Consider the following 25901-nt stretch of genomic DNA (forward strand, 5'->3'; position numbering starts at 1 on the left):
TTTGAAGGGCTCTTCGTTACGCTGCTGTCGTCGTTGTTTTGTCTCTTCTTGCGAGTCCCATTATGCCTGAGATAATGAGAAGAACAGCAGGCAGTAAGTAGAATAAAGAAATACAAATCAGGCCACCGATACCAGATATAAGAAGTAAAATTCCACCCAATTTTGCTTTCTTTCTAATAATTACAGAAGCAACAATACCAAGAATGGAGAGGAAGATAGCGCCCCAACCTAAACCGATAATATCGCTTGTGCCAGATGAGTTAAAAGAGGCATCAAGACCACCAACAATTAATGCCAAAAAGGCTCCTATAAATCCAAAAATTCCACCAATTAGACCTAAAACAAATTCAGTTGTTCTTTTCATTTCAAAATCCCCTTACTTAACTGGTACTTTAATTGTTACTGCTTTAGTATTCATGAAGTCATCAGTTGTAACATCACCGAAGTTTAATTTGATTTCTTTAACGCTATTAACATCAATTTCTTTTCCATCAGGAGCTGAAAACTCAAGAACTCCTTCTTGTTTAACGCCGCCTTGAACTTCACCGCCAACTTCTCCATCAGTCAAGAACATGTTTGCTGATAATTGCATGCTGCCAATTACTGCATTTCCTTGGTCTGGATAGAAAGTCAGGACCTTGTCAGTAGTATTTTCAATGTTTATACCAACGTTTATCTTGTCTTTCATGATCTTTACATCGCCCAGGTTAACTTTCATTCCCAGAGCTTCAGCAGATTGTTTGCTTGCATCGACTTTTTTAGAGCCGTCATCTTTAGTCTCTTCAGTTTTTTTGTCTTTTGAATCACTACTCCCTGTAGAGACATCATCTGTAGAGCTACATGCTGCTAACGCAAGCGCTAGTCCTAAAGACATGAATAAAACGAACCACTTTTTCAACCTAATTCCCCCAGTTCATAAATTAGAATACCTATTAATAATCGGCTAAAACTGCCAAAAATTCAAGAGGATTTCGCCAAAAATGTTAATAGATTCTTAAAATCAACGGGGATAAGATGGTGAATTTACTTAATGGATTACCTCAAAATTTGCGGTTGAAAGAGAATATAACCTCAAAGATTTGAGGTTGAAATGATTTCAACTGAATAGTTTACCTCAAATTTTGAGGCGAAGTGTTCAGAACTAATTAAACTAAACAAAATAAAACAATAATAATAAATAAAGAATAATGTGTTTGTTATGTAATTATTTTTTGCTTCAGTTGATAATAAAAAATAGCAATACTTTTGCTTAAAGGAATGTCAATCATTCTCCCCATTCGGAGATTTGCGACTTTTTTCTTTTTCTTTCAAATACTTAATAAAATCGATAGCTTGTCTTCGTGCTTCTTCTGAAAAATCAGATGCATCTTTAAAGGCGATTTGTAAATCAGGATCTTCGAATAAGTCACTATTAAAGCTGTTAGGTCTTTTGCCTGTAAGAATATAATCAGTAGTTACGCCATATAAATTGGCAATTTTCACAAGCATTTCACCATCAGGCTTTCGCAAACCATATTCCCAGTTTGCATAAGTTGACATGGTTTTAAGACCTAATTTCTTTGCAACTAGAGATTTGCTCCAACCCTTTTTTTCTCGTAATTCGGTTAAGACTTTCCCTGTTATATTATCCATATTTATACACCTTTTTTCATTTGGTGTGTAAATTTTAACACGTTTTACACAAGATAAATAAATAGTTACACAAAAAGAATAAAAATATGTTGACTTACCCACCGTGTGTATATTATGATGAGATCAACAAATGTTACACATATAGAGTAAGGTGGTGGAAAGATATTATGCTTAGAAAACTTCGAGATACAAGACTCGCTCAAGGAAAAACTCAGTCTTACATGGCGAAACAACCTGGTTATAGATATGCTAGCGGCTATGCCAACATAGAAATGGGTCGCACAAAACCCAGCCTTGAGAAAGCCCAACAAATTTCTGAGCTCCTAGATGGTGATGTAAATGAACTTTTTTTGATGAAAAGTTACACGAAAAGAGTAAAACCGTAGCGTAGGAGGTGTAGAAATGTCTCGCAACACAATGACCGTGCAGGAAGCTGCTGAATACCTCGGTGTTCATCATGACACGATTTACACAATGGTTCGTGAAAAAGAAATTCCTCACTTCTGAGTGCGCACACGTATTTTCCCCACTAAGCACAACATAGATGCGTGGATTGAAGCGCAGGAACAAGCAAATATGAAACAAGCGCAATAGCAAGGAACCTACTGAACGAAAATTTTCGTTTAGTGAATGACAACTTTTTCTAAGGAGGTTCATGAATGAACGAATTACAAAAAGTATTCAATTATCAAGATCAGTAGGTTCGGACAGTTGGAAAGGATGGACAACCTTGGTTTGTCGCAAAGGATGTCTGCAATGTACTAAGTCATTCAAATCACAAAGTAGCAGTGTCCCGGCTCGACGAAGACGAGGTAAGTAAAGTTTACCTCACCGATTCATTAGGCCGTAATCAAAAAACAACAGTTGTCAATGAAGCTGGTTTGTTTTCACTTATTTTAACTAGTAACAAACCAGAGACTAAACAATTCAAAAGGTGGATCACTCATGAAGTCATCCCGCAATCAGAAAAACGGGCGGCTACGTTGCAAATGACGAGTTATTCATCCAAACATACTTGCCGCAAGCTGATGAAAATACAAAGCTGCTTTTCAAAACAACTCTTCACACTATGAAAGAGCAAAGCAAACAAAAGGTTAATATCGAGCAAGTGCCTATGATCGTTGCTCAGGCTGATGATCTGAAAATGATAGGCAATGACGCAATTATTGCAAAAAGAGACAAGACAAACGGTTGGCTCAATGGGGCGATGGTTTTATTCTTTGTAATCGCAGTTTTTCCGGGGATAGGGGGTTAAGGTATGGCGACAACTGAGCAAATAAAACGCATGAACGATATTAATGGTCTGATAAAGCTAATCGCAAGCACAAACAGACGCACTTTCTACTGAAATACTAGACACAAACAAAAGGAGGGAAATAATGAGGGACCCCTTAGCTTATATAAACAGTGCAGAAATCCTTTGCTCTTTCCCAGTCAGATATAAGAAAGACATGAAGACGTGGATTCAAGGTGTTTCAATTAATGAAGAAAGACAAGAGATTTATGTAGCCAATCAAGAAAACACAGGAACAGTACTTCGTATTGATGTACGGGACCTTAATGGTAAACTTAAGAGTAGTAAAAATATCCCAATTGATAGTGGGTCTTTTACAGAATCTCTACCTTACTTCTATAATAAGAACGATCAACTAAGTTTTATCGTACGACCCAAAAATGAAGAATCTGCGGCTATATTCAACTATGAAACTGGTGTCTTAGGGAGCACCTTTCCTATTAAAGGAAAAGCAAAATCTGACGTTGATGGGGATTACTTTGTCACATCTGATGTATGGACTGACACTATTAAAAATATATACATTTACACTTGGGAGAGTGTAAAAGCAGGAAACCCTGTACTGGTTAATAGTATTAGGACAGATAACTATGGCAGATTAACTGAAAAATCTCAGGGTATTGTTGTGAACAATGGTTATATCTTCATAACGCAAGGTGCTCAAAAAGGAAAACCTGCCATCACTGTATACAACACAGCAGGACAATTAGTAAATTCCTTCATCTATACTAAAAGTAGTCTTGCAAAAGCTGTCAATAGTAAATTCCCCGGACGGCTACCAGATGCAGTTAACTATGACTACGAAAACGAGGGCGGATGCAAGTACAAAGGGAGACTATCCTTAGCTCAGATCATTGACGGAGAATGCTTTATTTTTGTTCATAATTCCCCTAGAGGCGTTGCGTTAGAAACAGAAATCCCAATCTATAAAGTAGATACTGGCTACTTAAACGTAACTCTGTTAAACGGGTGTAAGACATATGGCGCTGACACTGTGCCAAGAATAAGAAGAATCGGCAATCTGGTAGAGCTAAATGGAGCACTAAAAAATGTATCCAACCTTAATACAGAATACCTTGAGTTTCCTAAGGAATTAGCTCCTGATCGTAACATACAGATGGTGCAGGTTACCAGTTCAGGATACCAGTGTAACTGGCAAGTTCAGCCAAATGGCAGAGTCAAAATTATTAATACCAGGAATCCTAATACAGGGTCAGGTACATGGTACCCATTCATGTTCCATTGGTCCATATAAAATATAGCATTTTATTAAGTGGTTCGGGACGGTGGGTTCCACGTTCAATTATGGGGATGCTCGGTTGCACTTTTATTGTTGAGTGTTATTTTGATCGTCACAATTATCGGCATCTTGCCTTGACTTGGCCTCGGCGCCATTAGCGTATTTCTTCTAGGAGCCTTCGTTGGTGGTAAGCGCTTAGAATGTCCGCAATGTGAATTTAAGAACAACTTTGTCATGTATGGAAAACATAACGTAACTTGCCGTAAGTGTAAGCAGAATATAGCGATAGATTGGATGCGGAAAAAATAAAAGCCCTAGCCTTATTGGGACTGACCCCATAAGATGAGACAAATAAAAACACCTTCAAGAATTGAATACGGATGATTGTTATCCGAAATTAGACTTGGAGGTGTTTTTTCTATGGGGACAAGAGTGAGTTATCCGGTAGAAGTGAAACAGAAGGCTGTAGAAATGAGATTGGCAGGTGTACCTATGAAAGAGATTATGCAGGAGTTGAATATTAAGAATAAGACACAGATTCAGACATGGGTTAGATGGCATAAGACTGGGGATACACATCGATTTGAACAGCCTGTTGGAAAGCAATACACTTATGGAAAAGGTCCGGAGTATTCTTCCGAATTAGAGAAACTGCAGGCAGAGATTCGTCACCTGAGACAACAGAATGAAGTTTTAAAAAAGTACAACGAATTGGAAAGGAAGTTGATAGCGAAACATCAGTCGAAATTGTAGAAATGTTGCACAGCACAATGACCGTGCAGGATATCTGTATTCATGTAGGTATCGCTCGAGCGTCTTATTATCGTTAGAAGAAGAATCTAATGAAGATCATCCCAAGCGCTATTTGGAAAACAAATCGGCACGTTGTGTCGAGAGCCAAGTATCGATATGGATATCGAAAAATCACAGCCATACTAAAAAAGAGAATGTGTATTAACCATAAAACGGTTCAACGTATTATGCAGAAAAATCAGTGGCAGTGCCGGGTTAAGGTGAAAAAGCGTAAGAAGAATGGGCAGCCATATGCCGTGGTCGATAATATATTGGATCGGAATTTTAAGTCTGATCGCCTTCTTGAAAAACTAGTAACGGACATCACATATTTGCCTTATGAACAGAAACAATTGTACCTTTCCAGTATATTGTGAATTTATACAATGGAGAAGTGATTGCTTTTACGATTGGGGATAAGCAGGACACAGACTTTGTATTAGACACACTTGATCAGCTACCAACGCTGCCTGAGAACTGCGTGTTATATAGTGACCAAGGTTCTGTGTATACATCTTACGAGTATCAAAAAGCTGTTAAAACAAAAGGCATTACCATGAGCATGTCCCGCAAAGAGAAGCTCGCTGATAATGCCTCCATCGAATCGTTTCATTCCTCAGTAAAGTCTGAAACGTTCTATCTTAACAGCATTGATCGAACTACGACCGCCATCGTAGAACGCACTGTCATAGAGTACATTCATTATTATAACAATATTCGTATTCAAACCAAACTAAACAACCAATCACCGATAAGCTATCGGCAATTGGCTTTAAAAGGTGTTTTGATCCCTGTCTCAAAAACGGGGGTCAGTCCCTATTGGGTAGAGCTTTTTTCTTTTAATATACTTCATTCTCGCCGATCTCCTCAGCGGCTACATACACCATTTCATCTTTATGATGAAAACTCCCTTATGCGTTCTTATTTCGAAAGCTGTTTAAATAAGTCTAGCCAGTTCTTCTTATAGCGAGCATAACTAAATCGTTTGTATACATCTAACGAATTTTTGGCAAACTTTTTCTGCAGCTTACTGTCTTTCATTAATTCGATCACTTTTTCTGCAGCTTCTTCATAGTTATTATATTCTACTAAGTACCCATCTTTCCCATCTCTAATGAGTGTTTCCGGACCGTACTTCGTTCTGTAACTCACTACGGGCGTTTGATTGGCTAGACTTTCCATAATTACTAAGCAGAATCCTTCGAATCGAGATGTCATAATAGACAGCCCGTGTTTTTGAATTTCTCTATTAACGTTATGAGTAAACCCATGTATATGAACGTTATTTTCTAAATGCAGATCCTTTATCAACGCTTGTAAATTTTCCTTCTCTTTTCCATAACCAAAGATATGATACTCGGCGTCTTTAATTTCGTCGACCACAATACGGAAAGCACGAATTCCGTCCGCAATATTTTTACTGTCCTCCAAGCGAGCTAGTGTTATGGCCGATTTAGGGTTTCGTTCAATAGACTTATCTAATATCGCGCCTTTATCTAGAGTAACAGCATGAGGAATTACAACAAATCGCTCATCCGTTCCGTAATCTTCCTCAACATCTCTTTTTTGCTCTTCAGTTAAGAAAACAATCGCATCGAATTCGTCTTTGTGGTCAAATATCTCTTTGTACACGCGTCTGTATGGAGACCCTTTAACGTGCGGTTTATCAAGATGTGTATTATGTAGTGTTACAATTTTGTGACAATCGTTTCCTACCTTGCGGAAAACATCTAATAAACCTAATTCATCCAGCATTAAAAACGGATTCGTGTAATCCTTTAGGATAGACTCAACCCAATAGACGTGTGCATCAGTTATATGATTGAATGCCTTGTTAATTCCAGCATGAAGAACACACTTTGTTCGTTTCCCTGAAGAGTTTACCCAAACAGATAAATAACAATTTCCATTAATGTTATAGTATTTTTCAAACGCGGGCTTGTTGTTCTGAAGATTATATCTAATCTCACGTCTTTTTCTGCCATTAAGATCATATTCAACTCTATGAGTACGTTGAAGATTAAGGTCACGGTAATCAATGAACTTAAGTCTCATTTTTTCGTCGAACAGCTTGTACTTTACGTAGTTGCCTTCTTTATCATAGTATCTGTAGCCGTTTGTATTAGGACGATCGTCGTCTATATAGTGGGAGAAGCCATCCTCGAACAACTCAACCTCTGGAGAACTAACGTTATCGGAAAGGTGCCCAGGGAGGTTGTAGAAGTGCTCGTGAAAATTGTATACCTCAATATTCTCCGCAAGCCTCTGTCTTTTTTTCATCTTCGAGATTATATGCGCATGATTATTTTGAAAATTAAGAGTAAGAAATGATACAGCCCCTCTTTCAGTAGCGACCATATTGGCGCGTCTTTCAGTTGCGAGAGCCATTCCGGATCTAACTTCGTCTAAGAAATCAATAAGTATAAAATTGTGGTTCATAAAACTCTCCTTAATAATTTATTAATTCCATTATATATTAAATTCATAGGTAGGTGTTAGTCGCATTACCTAATATTCTCTATTTCGATAATTTCCCGAATATCATCGATCTCAAATGTATTTACAATTCGCTCTAAATGATCGATTGAAATACGGACCACGTGATTTCGAGAAAGTTGTGAAATCGCTGCAGGTCTGATACCGACTTTTTCGGCGAATTCCCCTTGGTTTAGTCCATATCGATCCATCAGCATATCAATTCGAAGAACTACTCGTCTCACTACTACGCCTCTATTCGTTTTATTTAATTATAGTACAAAACTTCATTTTCGCAAAAGCGTAATTTGTTATTGACGATTAATTCGTAAAGACGTATTAACAAATATACGTAAAGGCGGAATTGTTATGCATTACTTAGCGGAACACCAAACGTTCGACTCGACGGATCAACTTAACGAATCTGTTTACGAACATATCAAACGCAATACATACGAGCTTAACGATACGGATCGCCGGGCGCTTAAGATGATCGCAAGGTACGCGGTTAAGTTTAGCGGGGCAGCGCATCTCAAGGCGGAAACGTTGGCGGGCCTGATCGAGAAATCCGTTAAGACGGCGAGACGAGCGCTGAATAAATTAGCGGGGCTCGGCATCGTAAAGAAGGTCGCTACGACGCGGAAGATTAACGGAGGAAAAGGCGCGAATATCATCGTGATCCTGCCGATTGGAGGCGCAGATGACCAGTCGACAATGTCCAATTGCGGACAAGCCGAAAAGCCTACGGAATCAACGGCTGAAGCGCCGAAAACGAAAAACGAACCATCGGATTTAATTAAGCGTTCTAAAAACCAAAATAACGTATTAGATACGGCGACGGTACCGGCTGAAGCGTTAAAAGGCGCGTTGCCTAACGAAATCTATAACGCAATGGCTCGCTACTTTGACGCCGAAAAGATTTATAAATACTACGGAATTCTTTTGCGCGCTAAGGCAAGCGTAGATAGAACGATCAGACTCGAAGATCACGCGGAGCCTTTCGTTGAAGCGTGGCACGCAACGATTATGAAAGCGAAATCGCACGAAATTAAGCGTTTCGACGATTACCTATACGCTGGGTTAAGGAAGGCGGCTTGGACGGTTAAGGCGCGCTTAAACCGTGGCGGATCGCTTATGGAACGTTTCAGAAAGGCGTTTGAATAATATTGCGGGTTACGGTACGTGGACTTGCGCGGTGGCGGTGCTATACGCTATAGTTCGTAATATCGAAATAAAAACCGTTTGACTTAACGCTGATATACCAACGTTTGACTTACCGATTGACTTATCGGATCACTTGCGGCTACCTTGACAGGGTAGAGGTCGCTGGTTCGAGCCCAGTCGGAATCATAGCATAAACCCTTGCGTAGCAAGGGTTTTTTTACTTTGCTTTAATAAAGCGGTTTATCAAATTCGGAGTTGTTGGCAAACTTGATTTTTGGCTTCGAATTCATTAACCTGTATAGCATCAAAATTGTTGGGAAAATCAGCTGTCTTATCAGCTAATTTTATTGTTGCATGGCCATATCTATCGAATGTAGTTTGATTACTGGAAAGCGACACAAGATAAGATTGATGAGATCGACAAAGAAGATGCTGAAGCTAAGTATCAAAAGGAATTAAAAGAGAAGAATCAAGCCATCCAGGAAACCAAAGATAAAATTAATAAGCTTTCAATGGATGATTCTGATGAAGCGAATGCTCAAGTCAAAGACCTGGAGAAACAGCTTCAAGAACAGCAGGAAGCATTAGATGAATTCATTAAAGACCGCAGCAATACAAAATGGAAAGAAGCTCTACAAGATCAGCTTGAAAAAGATCAGGACGCCATAAATGATAAGTACGACATTTTAACGAATGACGAAAGAGCATTTTAAGAAGATTGAAGACAAACTCATGAATGGAAAGATAACTGATATCACCAAGCAATTGAACGAGTTTTCAAAGTTTATTAACAGCAATATGGAGTCTATCGGTAAGAGCATTTCAAACAACCTTATTGATAAGCTAAAAGAGGCTTCAAATGCCCTCTCCACAGTAGTTAAGGGGAACACAACCGGTAAAAAAGTATCGTCATTTGATACAGGCGGATACACTGGAACAGGCTTAGGTGGTGGTAAGCTTGCATTCCTGCATGACAAAGAACTGATCTTAAATAAGACAGATACTGAGAACATGCTTCAAGCTGTAAAAGAAGTACGTAAGCTATCTAATAGTGATTTAGAAGCTGACAAGCAAGTTAAACCCGATCTAAGCAAGTACAAAGATATTCTCAGTTCTGTATCGTTTGCAGCTGGGAAACTTGGATTGCCAAACCTAAATGCAAATGTAAAGACGAATGTTCCAAATTCCATAGTGAACAATAACACTGAAAACTCAACGGTTAATAATGATGTAAAACTCCAATTTACAATCACTGAAGCCAACAATGCAAAAGAAACAGCAAGCTTAGTTTATAAGCAAATCACAAATGGTCTGAAAGGAAAAGGGTTGAATTTTAATATGGTATAACAGGGGCGTATTTCTCATTCATTTATTGAGTGGGAAGTACGCCTTTTTTGTTTATTTTTCCCTCGGAATGCACCATAATCTAAGAATAGATGTTTGTGATTATTTAGAAAGGTAGTGGATTATTTGAAAAGTATATTTGATTTAGTTTCTTTTAGTGAAAGGATTGCAGATATACCAAAGTCAGTGGATAATATAATAAATCCAATAGTGCAATTTAAAGAGATTCTAAGTGAATCTAGGTTAGTTGTTGATACTGAAACAATAATACATGAAGACTTAAAACCTGTTCTAAATCACACTGCAAATTTTGGTTGGACATATGTGGATCATTTGCCTGCAGATGAATTGTTTTCAAAAGAGTTACTAGATTTAAATAAGGATCAGATTGATGAACACTTTATGTCTTTATATAGTGAGGACAACAAATATAAGGAAGATTTTCTAGGGACAGCAAAGCAATTTATTTTTGAAAACGTTAATGAAATTCACCATGATCTACTTAAAGAAATGTACATGGCTTTTGAGAAAGGTTTGTATAAACTATGTATCCCATCTGCGATCTTGATAATCGAAGGGGAAATTAGTGATATTGCCCAAAGTTCAGACGTTGGAAAAAGGTTGATTACTAATTGGGAAACAAAACTGCGTAAGAAAAATAATTCTAAATTTGATAAAGAGAAAACAGATTTTATGGACGTTGCAACATATTCTCTTATAAAGTACTTATCAGAGCGTTTATTTATTGGGCATGGATTTGAAGATGACAGGTTAGATTTATTAAATCGAAATTGGATTTTACATGGGAGAGACGATTCATCTTTATGGTCAAAAACAGATGTAGTAAGGTTGTTAAACACAATTTGTACGGTGGTAACAATTAAAGATCATAATCACCAAAACAAATAGATGGTTTTGATTTGTAACATAAAAAAATCAATGGATTAAGCTTACAAACAAGAGCTAAGTAACCCCCTCACAGTAAAGTGAAGGGGTATTTTTATTGTTTATATTCTGAAGAATCCACAAACCCTAAAAACCCTAATGGATCGTAAGGGTGTTTTAGGGTTGATCAGGGCGTAGGGATGTGCTATATTATAATCATATCATCCCTCAGGAATGTGTGAGGGTTAAGGAGGGACATAAGTATGTTCAATTATAATGTGAATATTTTTCAAATGAAATCAAAACCTCATGGAATTGAAAGACTGAATGAATTTATTAACTCGAATGAAAATGGCCTTTCCTTCGTGGCTATTGGATGGCCAGGTATAGGTGATTTAACCAACAAGAGCAAAAAAGAGATAAGAGACCTTCTGATTGAGAAATATGAATATGAAGGACAACAACTAGCAAATTATTTGGGTGCAGTTAATGCATTTGTAAACACTGTAAAAAATGAAGACTTGGTTTTAATTTCTAATAATCTTGATCAAGTATTTGTATTTGAAGTTGGAGATTATAAGTATGTAAAGGAATATGACAATGATATCGATGGAATGTGTCATCAAAGAGAAGCGAATTTACTTGTAATCCTAAACAAATCTGACTTGGTACCAGAACTTCAGGAATTGCTCAGGAATAGAGGAACGATTACTCAATTTAAATATCCTTTTGAGAAATCCGGATTGGATAAATGGTTAGAACCTGATAACTCAGCGCTTAATTTTAAATTGGATGATTTGATAAATAAATCCCTAAGCACATTGGAAAAGGAATTGCTGTCTGATGATGCAATGGTTCGAATAAATGCTGCTAAAGAGATATTACGTTATGCTGCTAAAGAATCAAAGTAGGATAACGCATATAGTTTCATTCAAGGCTGTCAATAATTTGACAGCTTCTTTCTTTTTCACATTTGTAATTCTTAATCTCCCTATTCAAACATTTTCCGATTACATACGATAATAATAATTAGAGAACACTTTATATTTTCAATCCTGCATTTAATGAAAAAAACTTAACGATTAGAGGGAAATATGATGACAATTTACGAACAAATAAAAACCGTTTTACATAATAAAGTCAATGAGTTAGTTACACCTCAAGAAGTAAAGAAAACCCTTCAAGAGAAATATGGAACTAATCCGGATAGCGTTATTTTATCTGATTATTGTTATAACCGATATAATAAGGGGATTTCTTTTAATAAGCACCTCTTTGAATATGTGAATAGAAGTTCGTACAAGTACTTAGGTGAAGACTCTCTATATACGGGACTTATTTTCCGAAAATCAAAAGGAGAAGAAAAGGAAGTTCTTGTAGGCGAATGGGTAAACGGTGTTAAATCACTCCGAGAAGCACCTATAACTAACCAAATAAATGATCAAGCTGAAATCATTAGTAAAGAACAACTTGTAAACCTTTATAATGAATATAATCAAATCTTGAGATATGAAATGAATATATTGAACTGTAAGCCTACAGAATTGAGACATTTAACTGGTAGGATTGGTGAATTCATTTGCGCAATTCAAACCAATGGCTCTTTAGCTCGCAAAACTAATCAACATGGTTTTGATGTTGTAAGTGATGGCAGACGTATTAGTGTAAAAACAACAGCTCAATCATCAAGTGGTAATATTCCTATTAATAAAAATACATTTGATAACTTTGACGATTTTTTTGTGGTTCAATACGAGAATGATGATTTTAAAGTTATTTATTTTGGGCCGAAGGAAGAAATGAAAACAATTAGTAGAGTATCGGGGAGCAAATATGAAGTTAGTATTGGACAACTAAAGAAACTTAATAGGGGGTATCAATTAAATAAAACAATTGTTTGATAACAAATTATACCCCTCACAATTATGTAGAGGGGTATTTTCACGTAAGCCCACTGATTAATAAGTAAGGCTCATCCTCTTTTAATCTCTATACATAATTAGTTAACTTATTTTGAAGTAAGCAAATGAAGCTATGCTTATCTTTAGTTTTTTTGTACAGTTTTTTTATCATTTCTCCTAAACTATGGTAAAATTTTGAGTATTGAGTGTCAGAAAAAAGGAGAATGGTATGAAGGTATTTGAAGCAAAGTCATTACTTTCTGAAGTGGATAAACGTGCAAAAGAGTACAAGGAACTAAGGTCACAAATGGTGAAGCTCAGAAAAGCGTTTAAAGAAGTAGCTGATCTAGATGACAGCGAATTTTCAGGTAAGGGTGCAGACAACATTAAAGCGTTTTATCATGATCATGTCGGTGTTACAGACCAATGGATTGATTTAATTGACATGAAGATTGCTTTCCTTACAAGTATCTCTGGAGTTGTAGAGGAAGCCAGCTTATTAGATGCATACGTCGAGGAATCTTTTTTAGAGCATGAAATTGCAAATGCATATAAGAAATCAAAGGCTATTATGTCCGAACAGAAGAAAGCAATGAAGGACATTCTGAACGATATTAACGATATCCTACCACTTGATTTGTTTTCAACAGAAAACTTTAAACATGAACTTGCCAGTGCAGATAAGAAACGTGAAAAAACAATTGATAAAATTGAAGAAGTAGATGATGATTTAACAACTGAATATGCACTAACTGAGCCTAACGAACAATTCATTCAGCAAGATTTTAAAAAGCTGCAGGAATCAACAGGCAAAGGGAAGAACGCCACTCCGATTCACTATAACGCTAAAGCGTATAGAGAAAGTGATATACATAAGAAAAAAGGCGATATTGAAAAACGTACTGAGGCTTACTTGACGATTAAGAAGAAGGAGGAAAAAGAACGAGAGATTGAAAAACTGAAAGAAAGACTAAAGAATTATGATTATGCAGATGCCGATGAATTCTATTCAATGGCCAAAACAATTGGGTATGAAAATCTGACAGCAGAACAACAAAGATATTTCACACAGATTGAAAACACACGTGAGCTAATGGCTGGAGCCAAAGGTACTGTTACTGCTCTTTATGATATGGCAGCTGAAACATTAGACTATATGGCACACAATCATCCTGTCGACATGCTTATTAATTCTGCAGTTGCAGTTTATCACTATGATTCCACATTTAACTCAATTAAAGATGCGATTATAACCTCCTATGTAAGAGACGTAAAGAACGGAGACACAGAATCAAAGGCTCATTGGTTTACATATGCAGCAGTAAACATCTTTGGCTTAAAAGGTGCTGGTTCAGTTGCTAAAATAGGAGTAAAAACAGCCGGAAAAGCTGCAGTCAAAAAAGTGTCTAAAAAACTTGATGAAACTCCTGATCCACTAACAGTAATTAAACCGTTTGTCATGCGAGATGATGTTGTTGTAGCAGGCGGCATGCCTTATAATGTCATCAATGATGTGAGCGCAAAAGACAGGTTGCTTCAGCTTGCTAAGAAATTAGATGAAACAAGAAAGCCATTTACAGGTAAGGAAATAAATCTCCCTTGGTTAAATAAAGAAAAGTATGGTGCCTTTGAGGTTAAAGGGAAGGTAAAAGCTTCAGGTAAAACCAAAGATGTGAGTCGTAGAGTATACACATTGAAAGATATTGATATAAACAAAGTTGATACTGAAAGTGGAAAAACAAATTTACAACTCATGAAAAAAGGTGACGCTCCTTTTGCTAATGACGGCACAAAGATCAACTTGCATCACTTAATTCAAGAAGAGCCAGGAACGATGGTGGAAATTCCGGCTTCAGTGCATCAAAATAATAAAAAAGTTCTTCATGGATTGAAAAAAGGTGGAGAGAGTTTTAGAAATGACAAAGAGCTGCGAAATCAGTATAAAAGCTTCCAACGAAGATATTGGAAATGGAGAGCGAGCCAATTTGAGAAAGGAGAGATGTAACAATGACTTATCATGAAATTGAAGAATTTATTAAAGAAAACGCTGAAGATGATGATTTCACAGGCGGAATAAGTGAAGATAAAATAAAAGAGATACAAAACAGTTTAAATGTAAAACTTCCCGAGAGTTATAAGTGGTTTTTAAATAAGTATGGTTCAGGTGGAATTTACGGGGTAAATATACTTGGTCATGGCAAAGTTTCTGCAAGAGTTGTTACAGTTACTGAGGAATATAGAACTCATTATGATTTAAGTGACGGTATTATCGTAATAGAGTATGTAGATGAATTTTCTTATTGTCTTGATACAAATAAGATGGAAAACGGCGAATGTCCAGTAATTGTTTGGGCAAACGAAGCTGGTTATGGAGACACAGTTGCAGATAATTTTTTGCAGTTTTTTATGGAAGAGCTTGAAGAAGCAAAAGAGAACTGGGAAGAAGATGAAGACTGGGAAGATTAATAAGAACGAAATAACCCCCTCACAAAAATGTGAAGGGGTTTTTCATTTATCGTTTTAGGTATTCTTCTTCCATAAACGTCAATATTTCACTTTCTAATTCTGCAGGGAAATGGCTATGAGGCGTACCAAGTGGTGCCATTATCCCTTTTCTTACTTTCCCCAGGTGACTATGACAATACTTTAGATACACATTGAATCGTGGGAATTCCTCATCCCATGGAAATAACCTCTTTATCTTCAAACTTTAATCTAATACTTTCAAGGAATTTACACGCTTCCCTACGTGATTTAAAGTGTTTGGAACGCCTAAATTCATTCCCTACAGAAACAGAAATTTCATGAGAAGTTGTCAATTGAAAGCCCCCTTTATTTGGTATGTAAAAAGCATAGCACATACCAAATGAAAAATGTGGGAGCTCGGTCAGAGTAGATTATTCGAACATACTTCTCACAATTTTACTCAGTTGTTCAATCTTTCATCAAGTTCAAACACTCGTTTATTAAGATTTTTTATTTTGTGCTGAGTAAGAAAATAAGAACAACAATAGAGGGTATTGCTGTGATCATGAGGTTTAAAGTATTTTTGATTCTAAACTGTCTGTGTTCTTTTGTTTCAGAATGATGATTTGCTCGCTGACGGTCTCCACTTACTGCTAAACCTGAAATTAGAACGGATATACCTATTAAAATGATTGATACTGTACCAAATACTGTTTCATAAGATACACTTCCTCTGAAAAAGTATCCAATAACTCCTTCAATTATTGCTAGAATTAGTCCTAAACCTAGAAATTTCATTGTAATCGTCCTTTTCACACCAGTCTTCTTATCTACATTCTACAGCTGTTTAAGATGAGCTGTAATATCTTGAGGTTGGTTTTCCTCAAGTCTGTCTAATTTAACGTTAATCTGATTGAATTCCTTCTTTGTTTCTTCTCTAAATTCATTCATCTCTTTTTTAAATGACTTTAATTCAGATGACACACCATCAATTTTGTTATCAATTTTCTTTATTTCATCCAATATTGCTTGAAGCATATTGTTCTCCATCCCGTTCACCTCTCCGTACAGTGTAAAGCTATTGCAATACTTTTGATTGTCGGAAATTCCGACAATCGAATATTTCAATGGTTTTGTTTAACGAATTAAAAAATAAAAGCAATACTTTTGCTTAAGAGTCTTTAGGATCATCCTCGACAAATTCAATAACATCTTCCAGTTTGCAATTTAACACTTTGCAAATTCTGTCTAACGCTTCAACATTTATAGATTTTACTTTTTCTTCTTCGCTCAGTTGCTCATTATTAACCCATTTACTAATAGTATTTGGTCTTATTTCTGTTTTTCTAGAAAGCCAATACATTGATTTATCGTGTTTTTCTAATAGTTTATCTAATTTAAATTTGATCAAAAGTATTCACCTCCAAATAATAATACCACAAACCAACGCAAAAAATAATGACGATTTAACGATTGACGTTAAACAAATGATGATATATTATTAACACAAGTAGTTAAACAAATAGAGATTAACAATAGGTGATAATATTGAAACACATAATCATCCACAGAAAAGACTTAGGTAATTTACCCGCAATACTCTTTTATAAGCAGTTCGCAATAGCTGGTGAAGATGGTCAAGTTCATCTATATCAAGTCTTAAAAAGAGGGGATGGGCTGTACGATAGGCTTCATTCAGATTTCTTGGCCGAAGATATTCAATACAAAAGTCTTGTCACTCTGACTAATGCAGTAGTTGATAAACTGCTTCACACAACCTTATGGGATGCACTTATTGATAATCGAGAGCTAATTACATTAGAAGGCTTTCAGTTGTTAGACAAAAACAAAACATACTAAAGGGGATACTGACAATGCAAATTAACCGACACACTGTAGGAACTAACGTAACGAGCTTAGGGACAATCACTAACGAGGAACGCTTTGAGGATATAGCTAATCACTTTCACCATTTCATCCTGAATAACAAATCAGAAGAAGTTAATTTCATTGAAACAAGTAATAATGGAGCGCCTACAAAGCGCTTCAACATACATACTGAAATCACTATTCCTGTTTCCTTCAATATAGATGGTGAAAGTAAAGAGGATGCAAGAGACAATTTAGAGTCAATGTTGCAAATGGCAATTAATCATATACATGTGTTGTTTGAAATGGGCGGAGGACAAATAGTTATCCCTAGAGTTAGCGATAATTTATGTAGGATTGGTGAGTATGACGTAGAGGAAGCTGACGCTGATGAATAAAACTGAGATACATAACGATTGGTTCTGTAAAGTGGCTTTTGGAGTATTATTTGTAGCTGTACCGGCTATATGTATCCAGTTTGTAGCTTGGTTTGGGTGATTAGGGAGTGCGGGCACACTCTCCTAATCGTAAAAGGGTTGATACCTTTCCATTGTATTTAAACTCAACAATTTAATCAAGGGGGGCGTGCAATGCGACTCCTTACAATTAAATAAAGTCAGTCTATGCTCCTGAATTAAGGTGTTGTCTTTAGTGATGCCTTTTTTAAGGATCAGACTGCCGTGGAATGCGCTAACACACGTAAAACTTGACAGGGTAGTGACTCAGCCGACGCAATAAATGAGGATAGGATGCCTTCTGTGTTTCCCTATTTACACATGCATCTGAAAGGCGAAAGCTGCCATTAAGTGCTGACGAAGGATGGGTGTATCGTTTCTGACGATGCAGGACAAGCCATAAGTATACGAACCCAATTTTGGGTTGGTTGAACCTGTTAGGGACACTTGACACAGTAGGCTTGTTTGGGGAATAACCAACGGCAAATAGGGTGAACACACGGATACCACAAGTGGATATACAATCAAGTTTCAGTCGCCTGCCTGAGTTTGTTTATTTTTTTACAAGCAAATTCAGGCAGACAACTTGCCCAGCCGTTGTCCACAGTCTCAACCAATCAAGCAAAAAATCAAAAGAAAAGTCAAGACAAATAATAAAAGTATAACAGTATCTAGGTCAAATTAACCAATGAAAGCATTACTAAAGATTCTTTTTTGAGTTTTTAGGTAATTATTGGAAAAATAATTGAATAATCTTTTTAGGAATGTTCTACTTAAACAAGGGGGGTAAAAATTATTATGCCATTCCAAGGAATTCATTATCAAGATGCAGTTTATTACAATAGTGATCAAAGCTTAATTTTAGCTCCACAAGAAGACGGTTTTATTTTTACAAATTTTTTGCTTCTAGATGATAGGGACTATAGGGGAGAAATTTTAAAGGAAATTTTCTCCGCTGGGAATATTCCTGAGTTAAAGGCGAGCACATGCACAAAAAGTGTGAGAGTACCTTGCCCAACTACAACAAATCCATTTAGAATGTGCAATAAAAATGTTAGCTATCCATGTATCTATAAAAGAACAAGTACTTATAAAGTGTATTTACGAGTTCGCTATCCAGACACAATTGATCAAGAAGCAAGAAAATTACTGCAAAATTGTGTGAACATCGCTACAGGTGTTGCTCTTAAAGTACTAGCAACCGAGATGCCAGGAGCAATTTCAACTGGAGGAGCAGCTGTTGCAGCAGTAGTAGCAAAAGCATATACAGCATTTCAGGCCTCTTTTACCTCTTGTATTTCTGGGATAAGTGTTTTGTCTGTAATAAAAGGTTCAATAAAAACCGAAATCTATCAAAAAATGGAACCGAAAACTGATTGGCATTTAGCTTAAGTGCCCTTTTTATTATTAAACCGTACAAAAAAAGAAAAGGTGTTATTATCCAGTGAATCTATCTACAACCTATAGCCTCACTGTGTATTTTGAACACCTTAGAGTCACATTGGAGTCACAAAAACTTTAAAAACCACTTAGTAACAACAAATATTAATCAGGAAACTAAATACTATGAACCCTTATGTGACAAGGGTTTAGGCAATTATTTAGGATTGATAAATATTAATCAGAATACGTGTCTCGTCCTTGACAGGGTAGCGATCGCTGGTTCGAGCCCAGTCGGAATTATAGCTTAAACCCTTGTGCAGCAAGGGTTTTTTACTTTGCTTTAATAAAGCAGGTTTATCAAATTCGCGAGTTGTTGGCGAACTTTTCTCTCCAAACAAACATAAGGTTTTTAAAATTTTCTGTTTCCATGGAACTTTTGTCATTTACACTTTCTGTATAAAGATGTTCTACGACCGTTTTATCTTTTTTTATATATGCAATGGTGGTGTTTAATTGAATCTCATATTCTACGGATCAAAAATCGCAAACGCGGTTAAACGGTTCCAACTGATGAATGCTTAAAAGCTAACGGTATTTATGGACCTAAGACTAAAGCGAAACTTGAAGCGAAATTATAAAAAATTAAACCCCTTCTGTTGTAGAAGGGGTTTAAAATTCATTTATCAATTTTCTTGTGGAGCAATTTTTGCCACTGGAGCACCACAGAGTAGGAAGAATGCAAATACTGCTGGTGGGGAAACTGCTAAACCTATAGTTCCTAGAAATCCTACAACAGTCAACCAATCTCCGTTTTGAATGGCTTTTTGAACTTGATTTAAAGCACCTTTACTTAAGTTAAGTGCATCTTCTAAACATCCTTGAACACTATTGATTTTGACATCGGTATAATTATATTCCTTATTCATATAATTAGCGAAAGCAATCATGCCCTCTTTTTGAGCTGGAGGATAAGGAGCTTTTTCAAGCTCGTCCTCATTGACTGTATATCCCGTCTCTTTGTCAAAAACTAAAATTTTAGTAAAGATGTACTCAACTTCTGCAACAGATTTTTCAATTTGTTCTTCAGTTAAGCCATCTAAACCGTCCTCCGGATTCAATTGTGTTGCTGAAGCTGCTGGTGCAATTGTGGCAATAGCAAGAAAGAAAATCGACGCCAGAAAAAACAATCTTTTCAACATGTGTGAACTCCCCCTTTTTTGAAATGGTAAAGCAATTCAATAGTAACATACATTTTTTCAAGAAAAAGGGAGTTTTATTTAGAATTAAACAAATTAGACATAATAAGTCAAATATCGACAGAAGATTGTTACCACAAGTGCAAAGCAAGAAACGAAAGTGCCCATGCAAATATCCCGAACATTACAAAGAATCTAAGAAAAGTTTCGTATTTTGTAAGTTTTCGTTCTTTTTTTGTTTTACCTAATCTCCAGTAAAGGGCATAGCCGGAGAATAATAAAATTATTTGTCCCAGTTGAGACACGGACTCTAAAAACTCTATACCATTCATTGATTTCACCTCTTATTTAATTATCGCAGACGGAAAAACCGTTTCCAACAGTTATATAAAAATTGAGCAATCCGTAATATGTCTAATGGTATATGAAATGATGTTTCCCTTATCCAGCAGACCATAAGTGTATAGTGGTAGCAGCGTTACTCGGGGTTAAGCGGGCATGTGCAAGCCAGCTTAATGTTAGAATATAATCGCTACCTTGTGACAGGGGGAGAGGCCCCTGGTTTGAGACCAGTCGAAATCATAGCTTAAACCCTTGCGTAACAAGGGTTTTTTATTTAGTTATATTTGTTAGCTTTGTGTCTACATAGGGACGAATTGAGGACGAAAATTTTTTTGCTGATTAAGAAGTGAATTCAAAATCAGCCCTATTTTTATGCTAGGTTTAATGGATTATAAGGTTTCAATATTCTTTTCTATTATTTGAATAACTTGTTCGAGCCATACTAATGGAGATACTCCGTAACTAAGAATGTCCACTCCGTCAGCAGCTTCATCTATAAAATCATTCTTGTCTTCATCCAAATAATCACTGTAAAATCTTTTAATGCTACTATATCAGTTTTTTGCTCTTCTTTTGGAATCTCTTCTAAGTATTCGTCCAGTGCTGACTCTGGAGTTTCTATATCTTGATGAAATATACCTCCTAGAAAATGAAATACAGGTTCAGATAAGTTTGTATCTATCATGATATCATCTCGTTGGCTAGCCAGTTAATATAAAGATACCTTTTCAATAAATTTTAGCAATTGTTAAAACAGTAATTGTATCTTCTCCCTTGGCTATTTCTCTTCTTAAATCTTCATTTCCTTTATAGGAGTATAAAGGCTTGTTCTTATCACAATTTAACCATTTTTCTATCTAACTGTAAATTAAGAGTACTATTAACAGCTCTTTCTGTAGTGCTTTATTTTTAAATGATGATGAACTGGAAATCTTCTTGTTACTCATTTTGCTTTTAGCTAGTCTTTGAATCAGTTCTTCGTCGGTTCCCATACCCCCACGACTAAGTCTTTAACACCAAATATAGTACCGTCAATCGCATTCATTACTCTACTATTACCCCTTAAATCGCTGCCTTAATGTCGGGGGTTGTTTTTATTTTTCAACAAAATGTTATAATGAAAAGCCATAAAATGATGGGAGGGGAAATTTCGATGCATTACATAACGGCATGTTTAAAAATCATCAGTGATAAAGACCTTAATGAAATAATGAAGGAATTCAAAAAACTTGAGGAAGAAACAAACAAAGAAGAGGGTTGTATTACATTCCATGCTTATCCGCTTGAGCCATCAGAACGTAAAATAATGCTTTGGGAGATTTGGGAAAACGAAGAAGCTGTGAAAACCCATTTCACGAAAAAACACACAATAGACGTTCAAAAACAAGAATTAACGGAAGTAGAATGGTTAATGAAAAGCAATGTGAATGATTGAAAGGCTCTTTAAAAAGAGACATTCAATGACTTAGAATCAGCCACTTGTGATTAAGTAGTAAATTATTGTCCAACTCTTATTTTTTTCTATTTAATATTTTTTGAGACGAAAATGTTTTTTTGAGCTGATTTTGAAATGTATTCAAAGTCAGCTCTGTTTGATTTAATGGATTATATTCTTTGGATAGCTTGTTACCATCATAATGGAGATACTCCGTATAAATTGGAGGTTAAAATAATGAGTCATTCTCAAGAAAAAATTGCACTAATTACAGGAGCAAGCAGTCAAGGGGATATTGGTACGGCTATTTGTCGTAAGTTAGCCTCACAGGGTATACATATCTTCTTTACTCACTGGAACTCTGATGTGGCTTGGATAGAAGAATTTCAACAAGAAATTTTACGTATGGGTGTGCGCTGTGAGGCAATGAAAATTGATTTATCAGATGCACATGCTGCATTCACAATACATGAAAAAATTTCAGATAAATTGGGATATCCTTCCATACTTATTAATAATGCAGCTCATTCCGCAAGTGATAATTATGTATCGTTAGATGCTAAATCACTTGATGATCATTATGCGGTTAATATGAGATCAAATTTTCTTCTTTGTGTTGAATTCGCCCGTCGGTTTAAAAAGTCTAATTTAATATCAGGAAGAATCATCAATATGACATCAGGGCAGGATTTAGGTCCTTTGCCTGGGGAGTTAGCGTATGCAGCAACTAAAGGAGCTATTTCTGCATTTACTAGGTCGTTATCACAAGAACTTGCACCATTGGGCATCACTGTTAACGCCGTAAACCCAGGTCCAACAGATTCTACATGGATGACAGATGAAATAAGAAATTTTCTTTCACCTAAATTTCCAATGGGGCGTATTGGCACACCAGATGATGCAGCACGAATGATTGCTTTTCTTGCAAGTGATGAGGCTGAATGGATAACTGGACAAATTATTCATTCAGAAGGTGGATTTATTCGGGGCTAAGCTACTGAAACACAATATACACCAATGTATGATGTATTCCCAAAACTAAATCTAAACTTGAAGCGAAAATAAGGTCCCTTCTCTTTTTAGAGGGGGACCTTATTTTATTCATGCATGTTTTGCATCCAGAAAATCTGGCGGATAAAGATTAATAAACCGTTACATATACTTTTCCGAATACTGCAGTACCTTTAAACAAAGTAATCGTGGCTTTTCCTTTTGATTTAGCCGTCACTAAACCATTTTGATCGACTTCAGCAACTTTTTGGTTATCAGTCCAATAACGAGTAGCTGAATTATTTTTAACAGAATAGGTTTCTCCAACTTTTAGAGGTAAATTATAGTCTTGAATCTTGATAACATGTGTAGGTGAAATAGAAATGTTCTTTACTTCAGTAGGTGTGGAGTTTATTTCATGAGCTGAAGCTACCCCGCTGACCGACAGAGCTAACGCAGAAATCGATAAAGCAGAAACAACCGTTTTTTTGAAATTCATTTTGAAACACTCCTTTAAAGTTTTTTGTCTTGCACTATAACAATTCAATAAAAGTAATTATTTTCCTTGTAAATAAATGTTAATAATATGTGAACGATCAATTGATTTGAGCTAAGAATATTGTGTGCCCTGCACAGAGTTTGTATTTATGATGGAAAATTGCTGAGAGAGAATGGCCATCCTTAAAATGTTAATAGCACACATTTGATGGGTATTAGTTTGTTGAGCATGTGGGAATTTTGTTACCTGCACTTTATCTCCGAAGATACCAAATCACTTTTCTTCATCATGTTCTTACTTTCGTACTCATACATTAGAAAATCTTCGTTCTAAATAGGTGAAGAATTGGAGTATTTTTATGAATTTCTGCTGAATATACATTACATAGCAAACTCAAAGAGTATAAAAATCCCTTTTTTCCGGAAGCTTCGGTAAAAAACGAAACTTTTGTCTCTATGATTTTATTTTATAATGTAAACGGTTTCTTATATAGTATACTTATACTATCAATTTGCTCAAGTAGACACTGACAGGAAGGATAGAAAAACAGATGGAATACATAAATACAAGACAAAAAGAGATTTTGTATCTGTTGTTATCTGAACCTGATGACTATTTAGTTGTGCAAGATTTCGCAGATAGGGTACAGTGTTCTGAAAAAACAATCCGGAATGATTTGAAAGTGATCGAGGATTATCTCAATGAGCATTCTCATGCACAGCTTATTCGAAAACCAGGGTTGGGCGTTTATTTACATATAGAAGAACAGGAAAGGACCTGGCTAAGCCAACAATTACATACTGAACATTTTTCTTCTAGGCAGCGGAGCGATGAAGAAAGAATGCTGCACATTGCTTATGACTTATTAATGAATCCAAAGCCTGTTTCCGCAAAAGACATTGCCGCTCGGCATTTTGTCAATCGATCTTCCATTAAAAAGGATTTATACGCAGTAGAAGAGTGGCTGAAGCGTTTTGATCTCACACTGGTTTCTAGGCAGCGGCTTGGATTAAAGGTTGAAGGGAACGAAAGAAATAAAAGAAAGGCATTGGCAAGAATATCTGATTTGATCCACAATACAGCGTTTACCAGCCAATTTATTAAAAGTAAGTTTTTACATTATGAAGTAGACTTTGTGACGAAAGAAATCAAATCATTGCAAAAAAAGCATTCCCTCTATTTCACAGACGAAACGTTTGAAAGCTTGCTGCTGCATACATTGTTAATGGTCCGCCGCATCAAAATGAAGCAGCCGATTTCATTGTCCCCAAAAGAAATGGCGGCAGTAAAAAAGAAGAAAGAATATCAATGGACATTTGCTTGTTTACAGCGGCTTGAACCGGTTTTTGCAATCCGCTTCCCTGAAGAAGAAGCCGTGTACTTAACATTACATATATTGGGCGGTAAAGTTCGTTATCCATTGCAGACAGAAGAGAACTTTGAAAATGCTGTGCTTCCTAAGGTTGTAGGGCATTTAATCAATCGTGTTTCAGAGCTGAAAATGATGGATTTTCATAAGGATCAGGATTTGATCAATGGTTTGAACATTCATCTCAATACTGTGCTGCAACGGCTGAGCTACGATCTTTCTGTAGCAAATCCTATGCTCAATGACATCAAAAAGATGTACCCTTATTTGTTCCACCTCATCATTGATGTTTTGGAAGATATCAATCAAACTTTTGATCTTCATATTCCTGAGGAAGAGGCAGCATATTTGACATTGCATTTTCAGGCAGCGATCGAACGGATGCAGTGCAGCAGCGAGACACATAAAAAGGCGATTATCGTCTGCCACATGGGGATTGGGATGTCACAATTGCTGCGGACAAAAATTGAACGGAAATGTCATCAAATCGCTGTAATGGCCTGTATTGCAAAGGCCGATTTAAAGGATTATATCAAAAAGCATAAGGATATTGATGTTGTCATATCCACCATTGCGCTGGAGAATATAACGGTTCCCCATATTGTTGTGTCCCCGCTTTTAGAGCCTGGCGAAGAGAAGAAATTAAGTGCGTTTATACGTCAGCTGGGCGAATCACACCGCCAAAAACAAAAAACGTTTCAGATGCTGAACAATACGACTCCTTTTTTGGTTTTTTTGCAGCAGGAGGCGGAGCATCGCTACAAGTTAATCGAACAGCTGGCGACAGCTTTGTTTGAGAAAGACTATGTTGATAAGGACTATGCGGTTCATGCGGTGATGAGGGAAAAAATGTCGGCGACAAATATTGGGTCAGGCATTGCCATTCCTCATGCAAACGCTAAATTTATTAAACAATCAGCAATCGCGATTGCCACATTAAAGGAGCCGCTTGAATGGGGAAATGAAAAAGTTTCGCTCGTTTTTATGCTGGCTGTCAAACACGAGGATCAAACCATGACAAAGCAGCTGTTTAGCGAGCTTTCATATCTTAGCGAGCAGCCGGCCTTCGTCCAGAAGCTGACGAAAGAAGCCAATGTCATGACATTTTTATCTCATTTGGATTATTAAAGCAGGGATTATTCCTTGCTTTTTTTGTTATAGGGAAAAATG

The 25901-nt window shown here is 36.4% G+C and carries 26 protein-coding genes and 8 pseudogenes; 21 read left to right on the top strand and 13 right to left on the bottom strand.

Annotated elements, in window-relative coordinates; all coding sequences use genetic code 11:
• Positions 1-16 precede the first annotated feature (16 nt).
• The 3 genes from MKY50_RS06500 to MKY50_RS06510 all read right to left on the bottom strand — a co-directional run bounded on the left by MKY50_RS06500 (position 17) and on the right by MKY50_RS06510 (position 1632).
• A complete protein-coding gene (locus MKY50_RS06500) occupies positions 17-364 on the bottom strand; it encodes a DUF4064 domain-containing protein (protein WP_010329852.1) in 348 nt (115 codons plus the stop codon).
• Between the two features lie 12 nt (positions 365-376).
• Positions 377-898 (bottom strand): hypothetical protein, encoded by a 522-nt coding sequence (locus MKY50_RS06505; protein WP_069150193.1) that lies wholly within the window; start codon positions 896-898, stop codon positions 377-379.
• A gap of 362 nt (positions 899-1260) precedes the next feature.
• The gene (locus tag MKY50_RS06510) at positions 1261-1632 is read right to left on the bottom strand and encodes a helix-turn-helix domain-containing protein (protein ID WP_076457849.1); all 372 of its coding nucleotides are present in this window, start codon (positions 1630-1632) and stop codon (positions 1261-1263) included.
• Positions 1633-1853: 221 nt separating this feature from the next.
• Between MKY50_RS06510 and MKY50_RS06515 the strand changes: the two genes are divergently transcribed.
• The 7 genes and pseudogenes from MKY50_RS06515 to MKY50_RS06545 all read left to right on the top strand — a co-directional run.
• Entirely contained in the window at positions 1854-2018 is a 165-nt protein-coding gene (locus MKY50_RS06515; protein WP_250635263.1) for a helix-turn-helix domain-containing protein, read from the top strand.
• A 16-nt stretch (positions 2019-2034) separates the two neighbouring features.
• A pseudogene (locus tag MKY50_RS06520) lies at positions 2035-2226 on the top strand (helix-turn-helix domain-containing protein).
• A gap of 167 nt (positions 2227-2393) precedes the next feature.
• Positions 2394-2705: pseudogene (locus MKY50_RS06525) on the top strand (BRO-N domain-containing protein); the annotation flags it as partial.
• On the top strand, positions 2702-2887 hold the full coding sequence (locus tag MKY50_RS06530) for a hypothetical protein (RefSeq protein ID WP_250629147.1): 186 nt from the start codon (positions 2702-2704) through the stop codon (positions 2885-2887). The pseudogene MKY50_RS06525 and the gene MKY50_RS06530, both read left to right, overlap by 4 nt.
• 3 nt (positions 2888-2890) lie before the next feature.
• Positions 2891-2977, top strand: a pseudogene (locus MKY50_RS06535) (hypothetical protein); the annotation flags it as partial.
• Between the two features lie 34 nt (positions 2978-3011).
• The gene (locus MKY50_RS06540) at positions 3012-4181 is read left to right on the top strand and encodes a hypothetical protein (RefSeq protein WP_251232859.1); all 1170 of its coding nucleotides are present in this window, start codon (positions 3012-3014) and stop codon (positions 4179-4181) included.
• Positions 4182-4586: 405 nt separating this feature from the next.
• Positions 4587-5733 (top strand): annotated as a pseudogene (locus MKY50_RS06545) (IS3 family transposase); the annotation flags it as partial.
• A 146-nt stretch (positions 5734-5879) separates the two neighbouring features.
• On the opposite strand, the gene MKY50_RS06550 reads toward MKY50_RS06545, so the two are convergent.
• Both MKY50_RS06550 and MKY50_RS06555 read right to left on the bottom strand, forming a co-directional pair.
• Positions 5880-7397, bottom strand: coding sequence for a glycosyltransferase (locus MKY50_RS06550; protein ID WP_076457844.1), 1518 nt, complete (start codon positions 7395-7397; stop codon positions 5880-5882).
• A 65-nt stretch (positions 7398-7462) separates the two neighbouring features.
• Positions 7463-7678 carry a helix-turn-helix domain-containing protein gene (locus MKY50_RS06555; RefSeq protein ID WP_014479487.1) on the bottom strand — a complete coding sequence of 72 codons (216 nt, stop codon included), beginning with the start codon at positions 7676-7678 and terminating at the stop codon, positions 7463-7465.
• A gap of 124 nt (positions 7679-7802) precedes the next feature.
• On the opposite strand from MKY50_RS06555, the gene MKY50_RS06560 reads away from it, so the two are divergent.
• The 7 genes and pseudogenes from MKY50_RS06560 (at position 7803) to MKY50_RS06590 (ending at position 15193) form a co-directional block, all read left to right on the top strand.
• Positions 7803-8597: a helix-turn-helix domain-containing protein gene (locus tag MKY50_RS06560; RefSeq protein WP_341116345.1), complete on the top strand. Its 795-nt coding sequence runs from the start codon at positions 7803-7805 to the stop codon at positions 8595-8597.
• A gap of 389 nt (positions 8598-8986) precedes the next feature.
• Positions 8987-9944, top strand: a pseudogene (locus MKY50_RS06565) (coiled-coil domain-containing protein); the annotation flags it as partial.
• Between the two features lie 114 nt (positions 9945-10058).
• A complete protein-coding gene (locus MKY50_RS06570; RefSeq protein WP_341116347.1) occupies positions 10059-10850 on the top strand; it encodes a hypothetical protein in 792 nt (263 codons plus the stop codon).
• Between the two features lie 239 nt (positions 10851-11089).
• Positions 11090-11737, top strand: a complete 648-nt coding sequence (locus MKY50_RS06575) for a hypothetical protein (RefSeq protein ID WP_341116348.1) — start codon at positions 11090-11092, stop codon at positions 11735-11737.
• 186 nt (positions 11738-11923) lie between these two features.
• Positions 11924-12727 (top strand): DUF7225 domain-containing protein, encoded by an 804-nt coding sequence (locus tag MKY50_RS06580; RefSeq protein ID WP_341116349.1) that lies wholly within the window; start codon positions 11924-11926, stop codon positions 12725-12727.
• Positions 12728-12956: 229 nt separating this feature from the next.
• Positions 12957-14732, top strand: coding sequence for a T7SS effector LXG polymorphic toxin (locus MKY50_RS06585; RefSeq protein WP_341116350.1), 1776 nt, complete (start codon positions 12957-12959; stop codon positions 14730-14732).
• 2 nt (positions 14733-14734) lie between these two features.
• The gene (locus MKY50_RS06590; protein ID WP_014479498.1) at positions 14735-15193 is read left to right on the top strand and encodes an SMI1/KNR4 family protein; all 459 of its coding nucleotides are present in this window, start codon (positions 14735-14737) and stop codon (positions 15191-15193) included.
• A gap of 510 nt (positions 15194-15703) precedes the next feature.
• Here MKY50_RS06590 and MKY50_RS06595 read toward each other — a convergent pair.
• From MKY50_RS06595 to MKY50_RS06605, 3 genes and pseudogenes are all read right to left on the bottom strand, one after another.
• The gene (locus MKY50_RS06595) at positions 15704-15991 is read right to left on the bottom strand and encodes a DUF5316 family protein (protein ID WP_033881589.1); all 288 of its coding nucleotides are present in this window, start codon (positions 15989-15991) and stop codon (positions 15704-15706) included.
• 42 nt (positions 15992-16033) lie between these two features.
• Positions 16034-16243 (bottom strand): annotated as a pseudogene (locus MKY50_RS06600) (hypothetical protein); the annotation flags it as partial.
• Positions 16244-16364: 121 nt separating this feature from the next.
• Positions 16365-16604 (bottom strand): helix-turn-helix domain-containing protein, encoded by a 240-nt coding sequence (locus tag MKY50_RS06605; protein ID WP_033881587.1) that lies wholly within the window; start codon positions 16602-16604, stop codon positions 16365-16367.
• 128 nt (positions 16605-16732) lie between these two features.
• Between MKY50_RS06605 and MKY50_RS06610 the strand changes: the two genes are divergently transcribed.
• The 3 genes from MKY50_RS06610 to MKY50_RS06620 all read left to right on the top strand — a co-directional run bounded on the left by MKY50_RS06610 (position 16733) and on the right by MKY50_RS06620 (position 18909).
• On the top strand, positions 16733-17053 hold the full coding sequence (locus MKY50_RS06610; RefSeq protein ID WP_225910704.1) for a hypothetical protein: 321 nt from the start codon (positions 16733-16735) through the stop codon (positions 17051-17053).
• Positions 17054-17067: 14 nt separating this feature from the next.
• On the top strand, positions 17068-17460 hold the full coding sequence (locus MKY50_RS06615) for a hypothetical protein (RefSeq protein WP_041516382.1): 393 nt from the start codon (positions 17068-17070) through the stop codon (positions 17458-17460).
• Between the two features lie 855 nt (positions 17461-18315).
• Entirely contained in the window at positions 18316-18909 is a 594-nt protein-coding gene (locus MKY50_RS06620; protein WP_014479501.1) for a hypothetical protein, read from the top strand.
• 209 nt (positions 18910-19118) lie between these two features.
• Here MKY50_RS06620 and MKY50_RS06625 read toward each other — a convergent pair whose 3' ends face one another.
• Positions 19119-19343, bottom strand: a complete 225-nt coding sequence (locus tag MKY50_RS06625) for a hypothetical protein (RefSeq protein ID WP_131121726.1) — start codon at positions 19341-19343, stop codon at positions 19119-19121.
• Positions 19344-19428: 85 nt separating this feature from the next.
• Here MKY50_RS06625 and MKY50_RS21735 point away from each other — a divergent pair.
• Positions 19429-19538 (top strand): annotated as a pseudogene (locus MKY50_RS21735) (peptidoglycan-binding domain-containing protein); the annotation flags it as partial.
• A 45-nt stretch (positions 19539-19583) separates the two neighbouring features.
• Here MKY50_RS21735 and MKY50_RS06630 read toward each other — a convergent pair.
• The 3 genes and pseudogenes from MKY50_RS06630 to MKY50_RS06640 all read right to left on the bottom strand — a co-directional run bounded on the left by MKY50_RS06630 (position 19584) and on the right by MKY50_RS06640 (position 21123).
• A complete protein-coding gene (locus tag MKY50_RS06630) occupies positions 19584-20099 on the bottom strand; it encodes a hypothetical protein (RefSeq protein WP_014476481.1) in 516 nt (171 codons plus the stop codon).
• A 128-nt stretch (positions 20100-20227) separates the two neighbouring features.
• Complete coding sequence (locus tag MKY50_RS06635; RefSeq protein ID WP_015715692.1) at positions 20228-20428, bottom strand: hypothetical protein; 201 nt, start codon at positions 20426-20428, stop codon at positions 20228-20230.
• 399 nt (positions 20429-20827) lie between these two features.
• Positions 20828-21123: pseudogene (locus tag MKY50_RS06640) on the bottom strand (contact-dependent growth inhibition system immunity protein).
• Between the two features lie 432 nt (positions 21124-21555).
• Here MKY50_RS06640 and MKY50_RS06645 point away from each other — a divergent pair.
• The gene (locus tag MKY50_RS06645; protein ID WP_072692634.1) at positions 21556-21873 is read left to right on the top strand and encodes a putative quinol monooxygenase; all 318 of its coding nucleotides are present in this window, start codon (positions 21556-21558) and stop codon (positions 21871-21873) included.
• Positions 21874-22110: 237 nt separating this feature from the next.
• Positions 22111-22866 carry an SDR family oxidoreductase gene (locus tag MKY50_RS06650; RefSeq protein ID WP_213385214.1) on the top strand — a complete coding sequence of 252 codons (756 nt, stop codon included), beginning with the start codon at positions 22111-22113 and terminating at the stop codon, positions 22864-22866.
• A 148-nt stretch (positions 22867-23014) separates the two neighbouring features.
• Here the strand turns inward: MKY50_RS06650 and MKY50_RS06655 are convergent, their stop codons facing one another.
• Entirely contained in the window at positions 23015-23362 is a 348-nt protein-coding gene (locus MKY50_RS06655; RefSeq protein ID WP_003232839.1) for an Ig-like domain-containing protein, read from the bottom strand.
• Positions 23363-23912: 550 nt separating this feature from the next.
• On the opposite strand from MKY50_RS06655, the gene manR reads away from it, so the two are divergent.
• Positions 23913-25859, top strand: a complete 1947-nt coding sequence (gene manR / locus MKY50_RS06660) for a mannose transport/utilization transcriptional regulator ManR (RefSeq protein WP_341116353.1) — start codon at positions 23913-23915, stop codon at positions 25857-25859.
• The last annotated feature ends 42 nt before the right edge of the window (positions 25860-25901 follow it).

The sequence above is a fragment of the Bacillus sp. FSL R7-0685 genome (assembly GCF_038002425.1).
Taxonomy (GTDB): domain Bacteria; phylum Bacillota; class Bacilli; order Bacillales; family Bacillaceae; genus Bacillus; species Bacillus subtilis.

What these genes read in the sequence shown, in the direction of transcription:
- MKY50_RS06575 (WP_341116348.1), top strand. Translation starts at nt 11,090, where the DNA reads ATGTTCAATTATAATGTGAATATTTTTCAAATGAAATCAAAACCTCAT.
- manR (WP_341116353.1), top strand. Translation starts at nt 23,913, where the DNA reads ATGGAATACATAAATACAAGACAAAAAGAGATTTTGTATCTGTTGTTA.
- MKY50_RS06655 (WP_003232839.1), bottom strand. Translation starts at nt 23,362, where the DNA reads ATGAATTTCAAAAAAACGGTTGTTTCTGCTTTATCGATTTCTGCGTTA.
- MKY50_RS06620 (WP_014479501.1), top strand. Translation starts at nt 18,316, where the DNA reads ATGCCATTCCAAGGAATTCATTATCAAGATGCAGTTTATTACAATAGT.
- MKY50_RS06595 (WP_033881589.1), bottom strand. Translation starts at nt 15,991, where the DNA reads ATGAAATTTCTAGGTTTAGGACTAATTCTAGCAATAATTGAAGGAGTT.
- MKY50_RS06580 (WP_341116349.1), top strand. Translation starts at nt 11,924, where the DNA reads ATGACAATTTACGAACAAATAAAAACCGTTTTACATAATAAAGTCAAT.
- MKY50_RS06540 (WP_251232859.1), top strand. Translation starts at nt 3,012, where the DNA reads ATGAGGGACCCCTTAGCTTATATAAACAGTGCAGAAATCCTTTGCTCT.
- MKY50_RS06645 (WP_072692634.1), top strand. Translation starts at nt 21,556, where the DNA reads ATGAAAAGCCATAAAATGATGGGAGGGGAAATTTCGATGCATTACATA.
- MKY50_RS06510 (WP_076457849.1), bottom strand. Translation starts at nt 1,632, where the DNA reads ATGGATAATATAACAGGGAAAGTCTTAACCGAATTACGAGAAAAAAAG.
- MKY50_RS06530 (WP_250629147.1), top strand. Translation starts at nt 2,702, where the DNA reads ATGAAAGAGCAAAGCAAACAAAAGGTTAATATCGAGCAAGTGCCTATG.
- MKY50_RS06550 (WP_076457844.1), bottom strand. Translation starts at nt 7,397, where the DNA reads ATGAACCACAATTTTATACTTATTGATTTCTTAGACGAAGTTAGATCC.
- MKY50_RS06615 (WP_041516382.1), top strand. Translation starts at nt 17,068, where the DNA reads ATGCAAATTAACCGACACACTGTAGGAACTAACGTAACGAGCTTAGGG.
- MKY50_RS06630 (WP_014476481.1), bottom strand. Translation starts at nt 20,099, where the DNA reads ATGTTGAAAAGATTGTTTTTTCTGGCGTCGATTTTCTTTCTTGCTATT.
- MKY50_RS06515 (WP_250635263.1), top strand. Translation starts at nt 1,854, where the DNA reads ATGGCGAAACAACCTGGTTATAGATATGCTAGCGGCTATGCCAACATA.
- MKY50_RS06635 (WP_015715692.1), bottom strand. Translation starts at nt 20,428, where the DNA reads ATGAATGGTATAGAGTTTTTAGAGTCCGTGTCTCAACTGGGACAAATA.
- MKY50_RS06585 (WP_341116350.1), top strand. Translation starts at nt 12,957, where the DNA reads ATGAAGGTATTTGAAGCAAAGTCATTACTTTCTGAAGTGGATAAACGT.
- MKY50_RS06590 (WP_014479498.1), top strand. Translation starts at nt 14,735, where the DNA reads ATGACTTATCATGAAATTGAAGAATTTATTAAAGAAAACGCTGAAGAT.
- MKY50_RS06625 (WP_131121726.1), bottom strand. Translation starts at nt 19,343, where the DNA reads ATGACAAAAGTTCCATGGAAACAGAAAATTTTAAAAACCTTATGTTTG.
- MKY50_RS06560 (WP_341116345.1), top strand. Translation starts at nt 7,803, where the DNA reads ATGCATTACTTAGCGGAACACCAAACGTTCGACTCGACGGATCAACTT.
- MKY50_RS06650 (WP_213385214.1), top strand. Translation starts at nt 22,111, where the DNA reads ATGAGTCATTCTCAAGAAAAAATTGCACTAATTACAGGAGCAAGCAGT.
- MKY50_RS06500 (WP_010329852.1), bottom strand. Translation starts at nt 364, where the DNA reads ATGAAAAGAACAACTGAATTTGTTTTAGGTCTAATTGGTGGAATTTTT.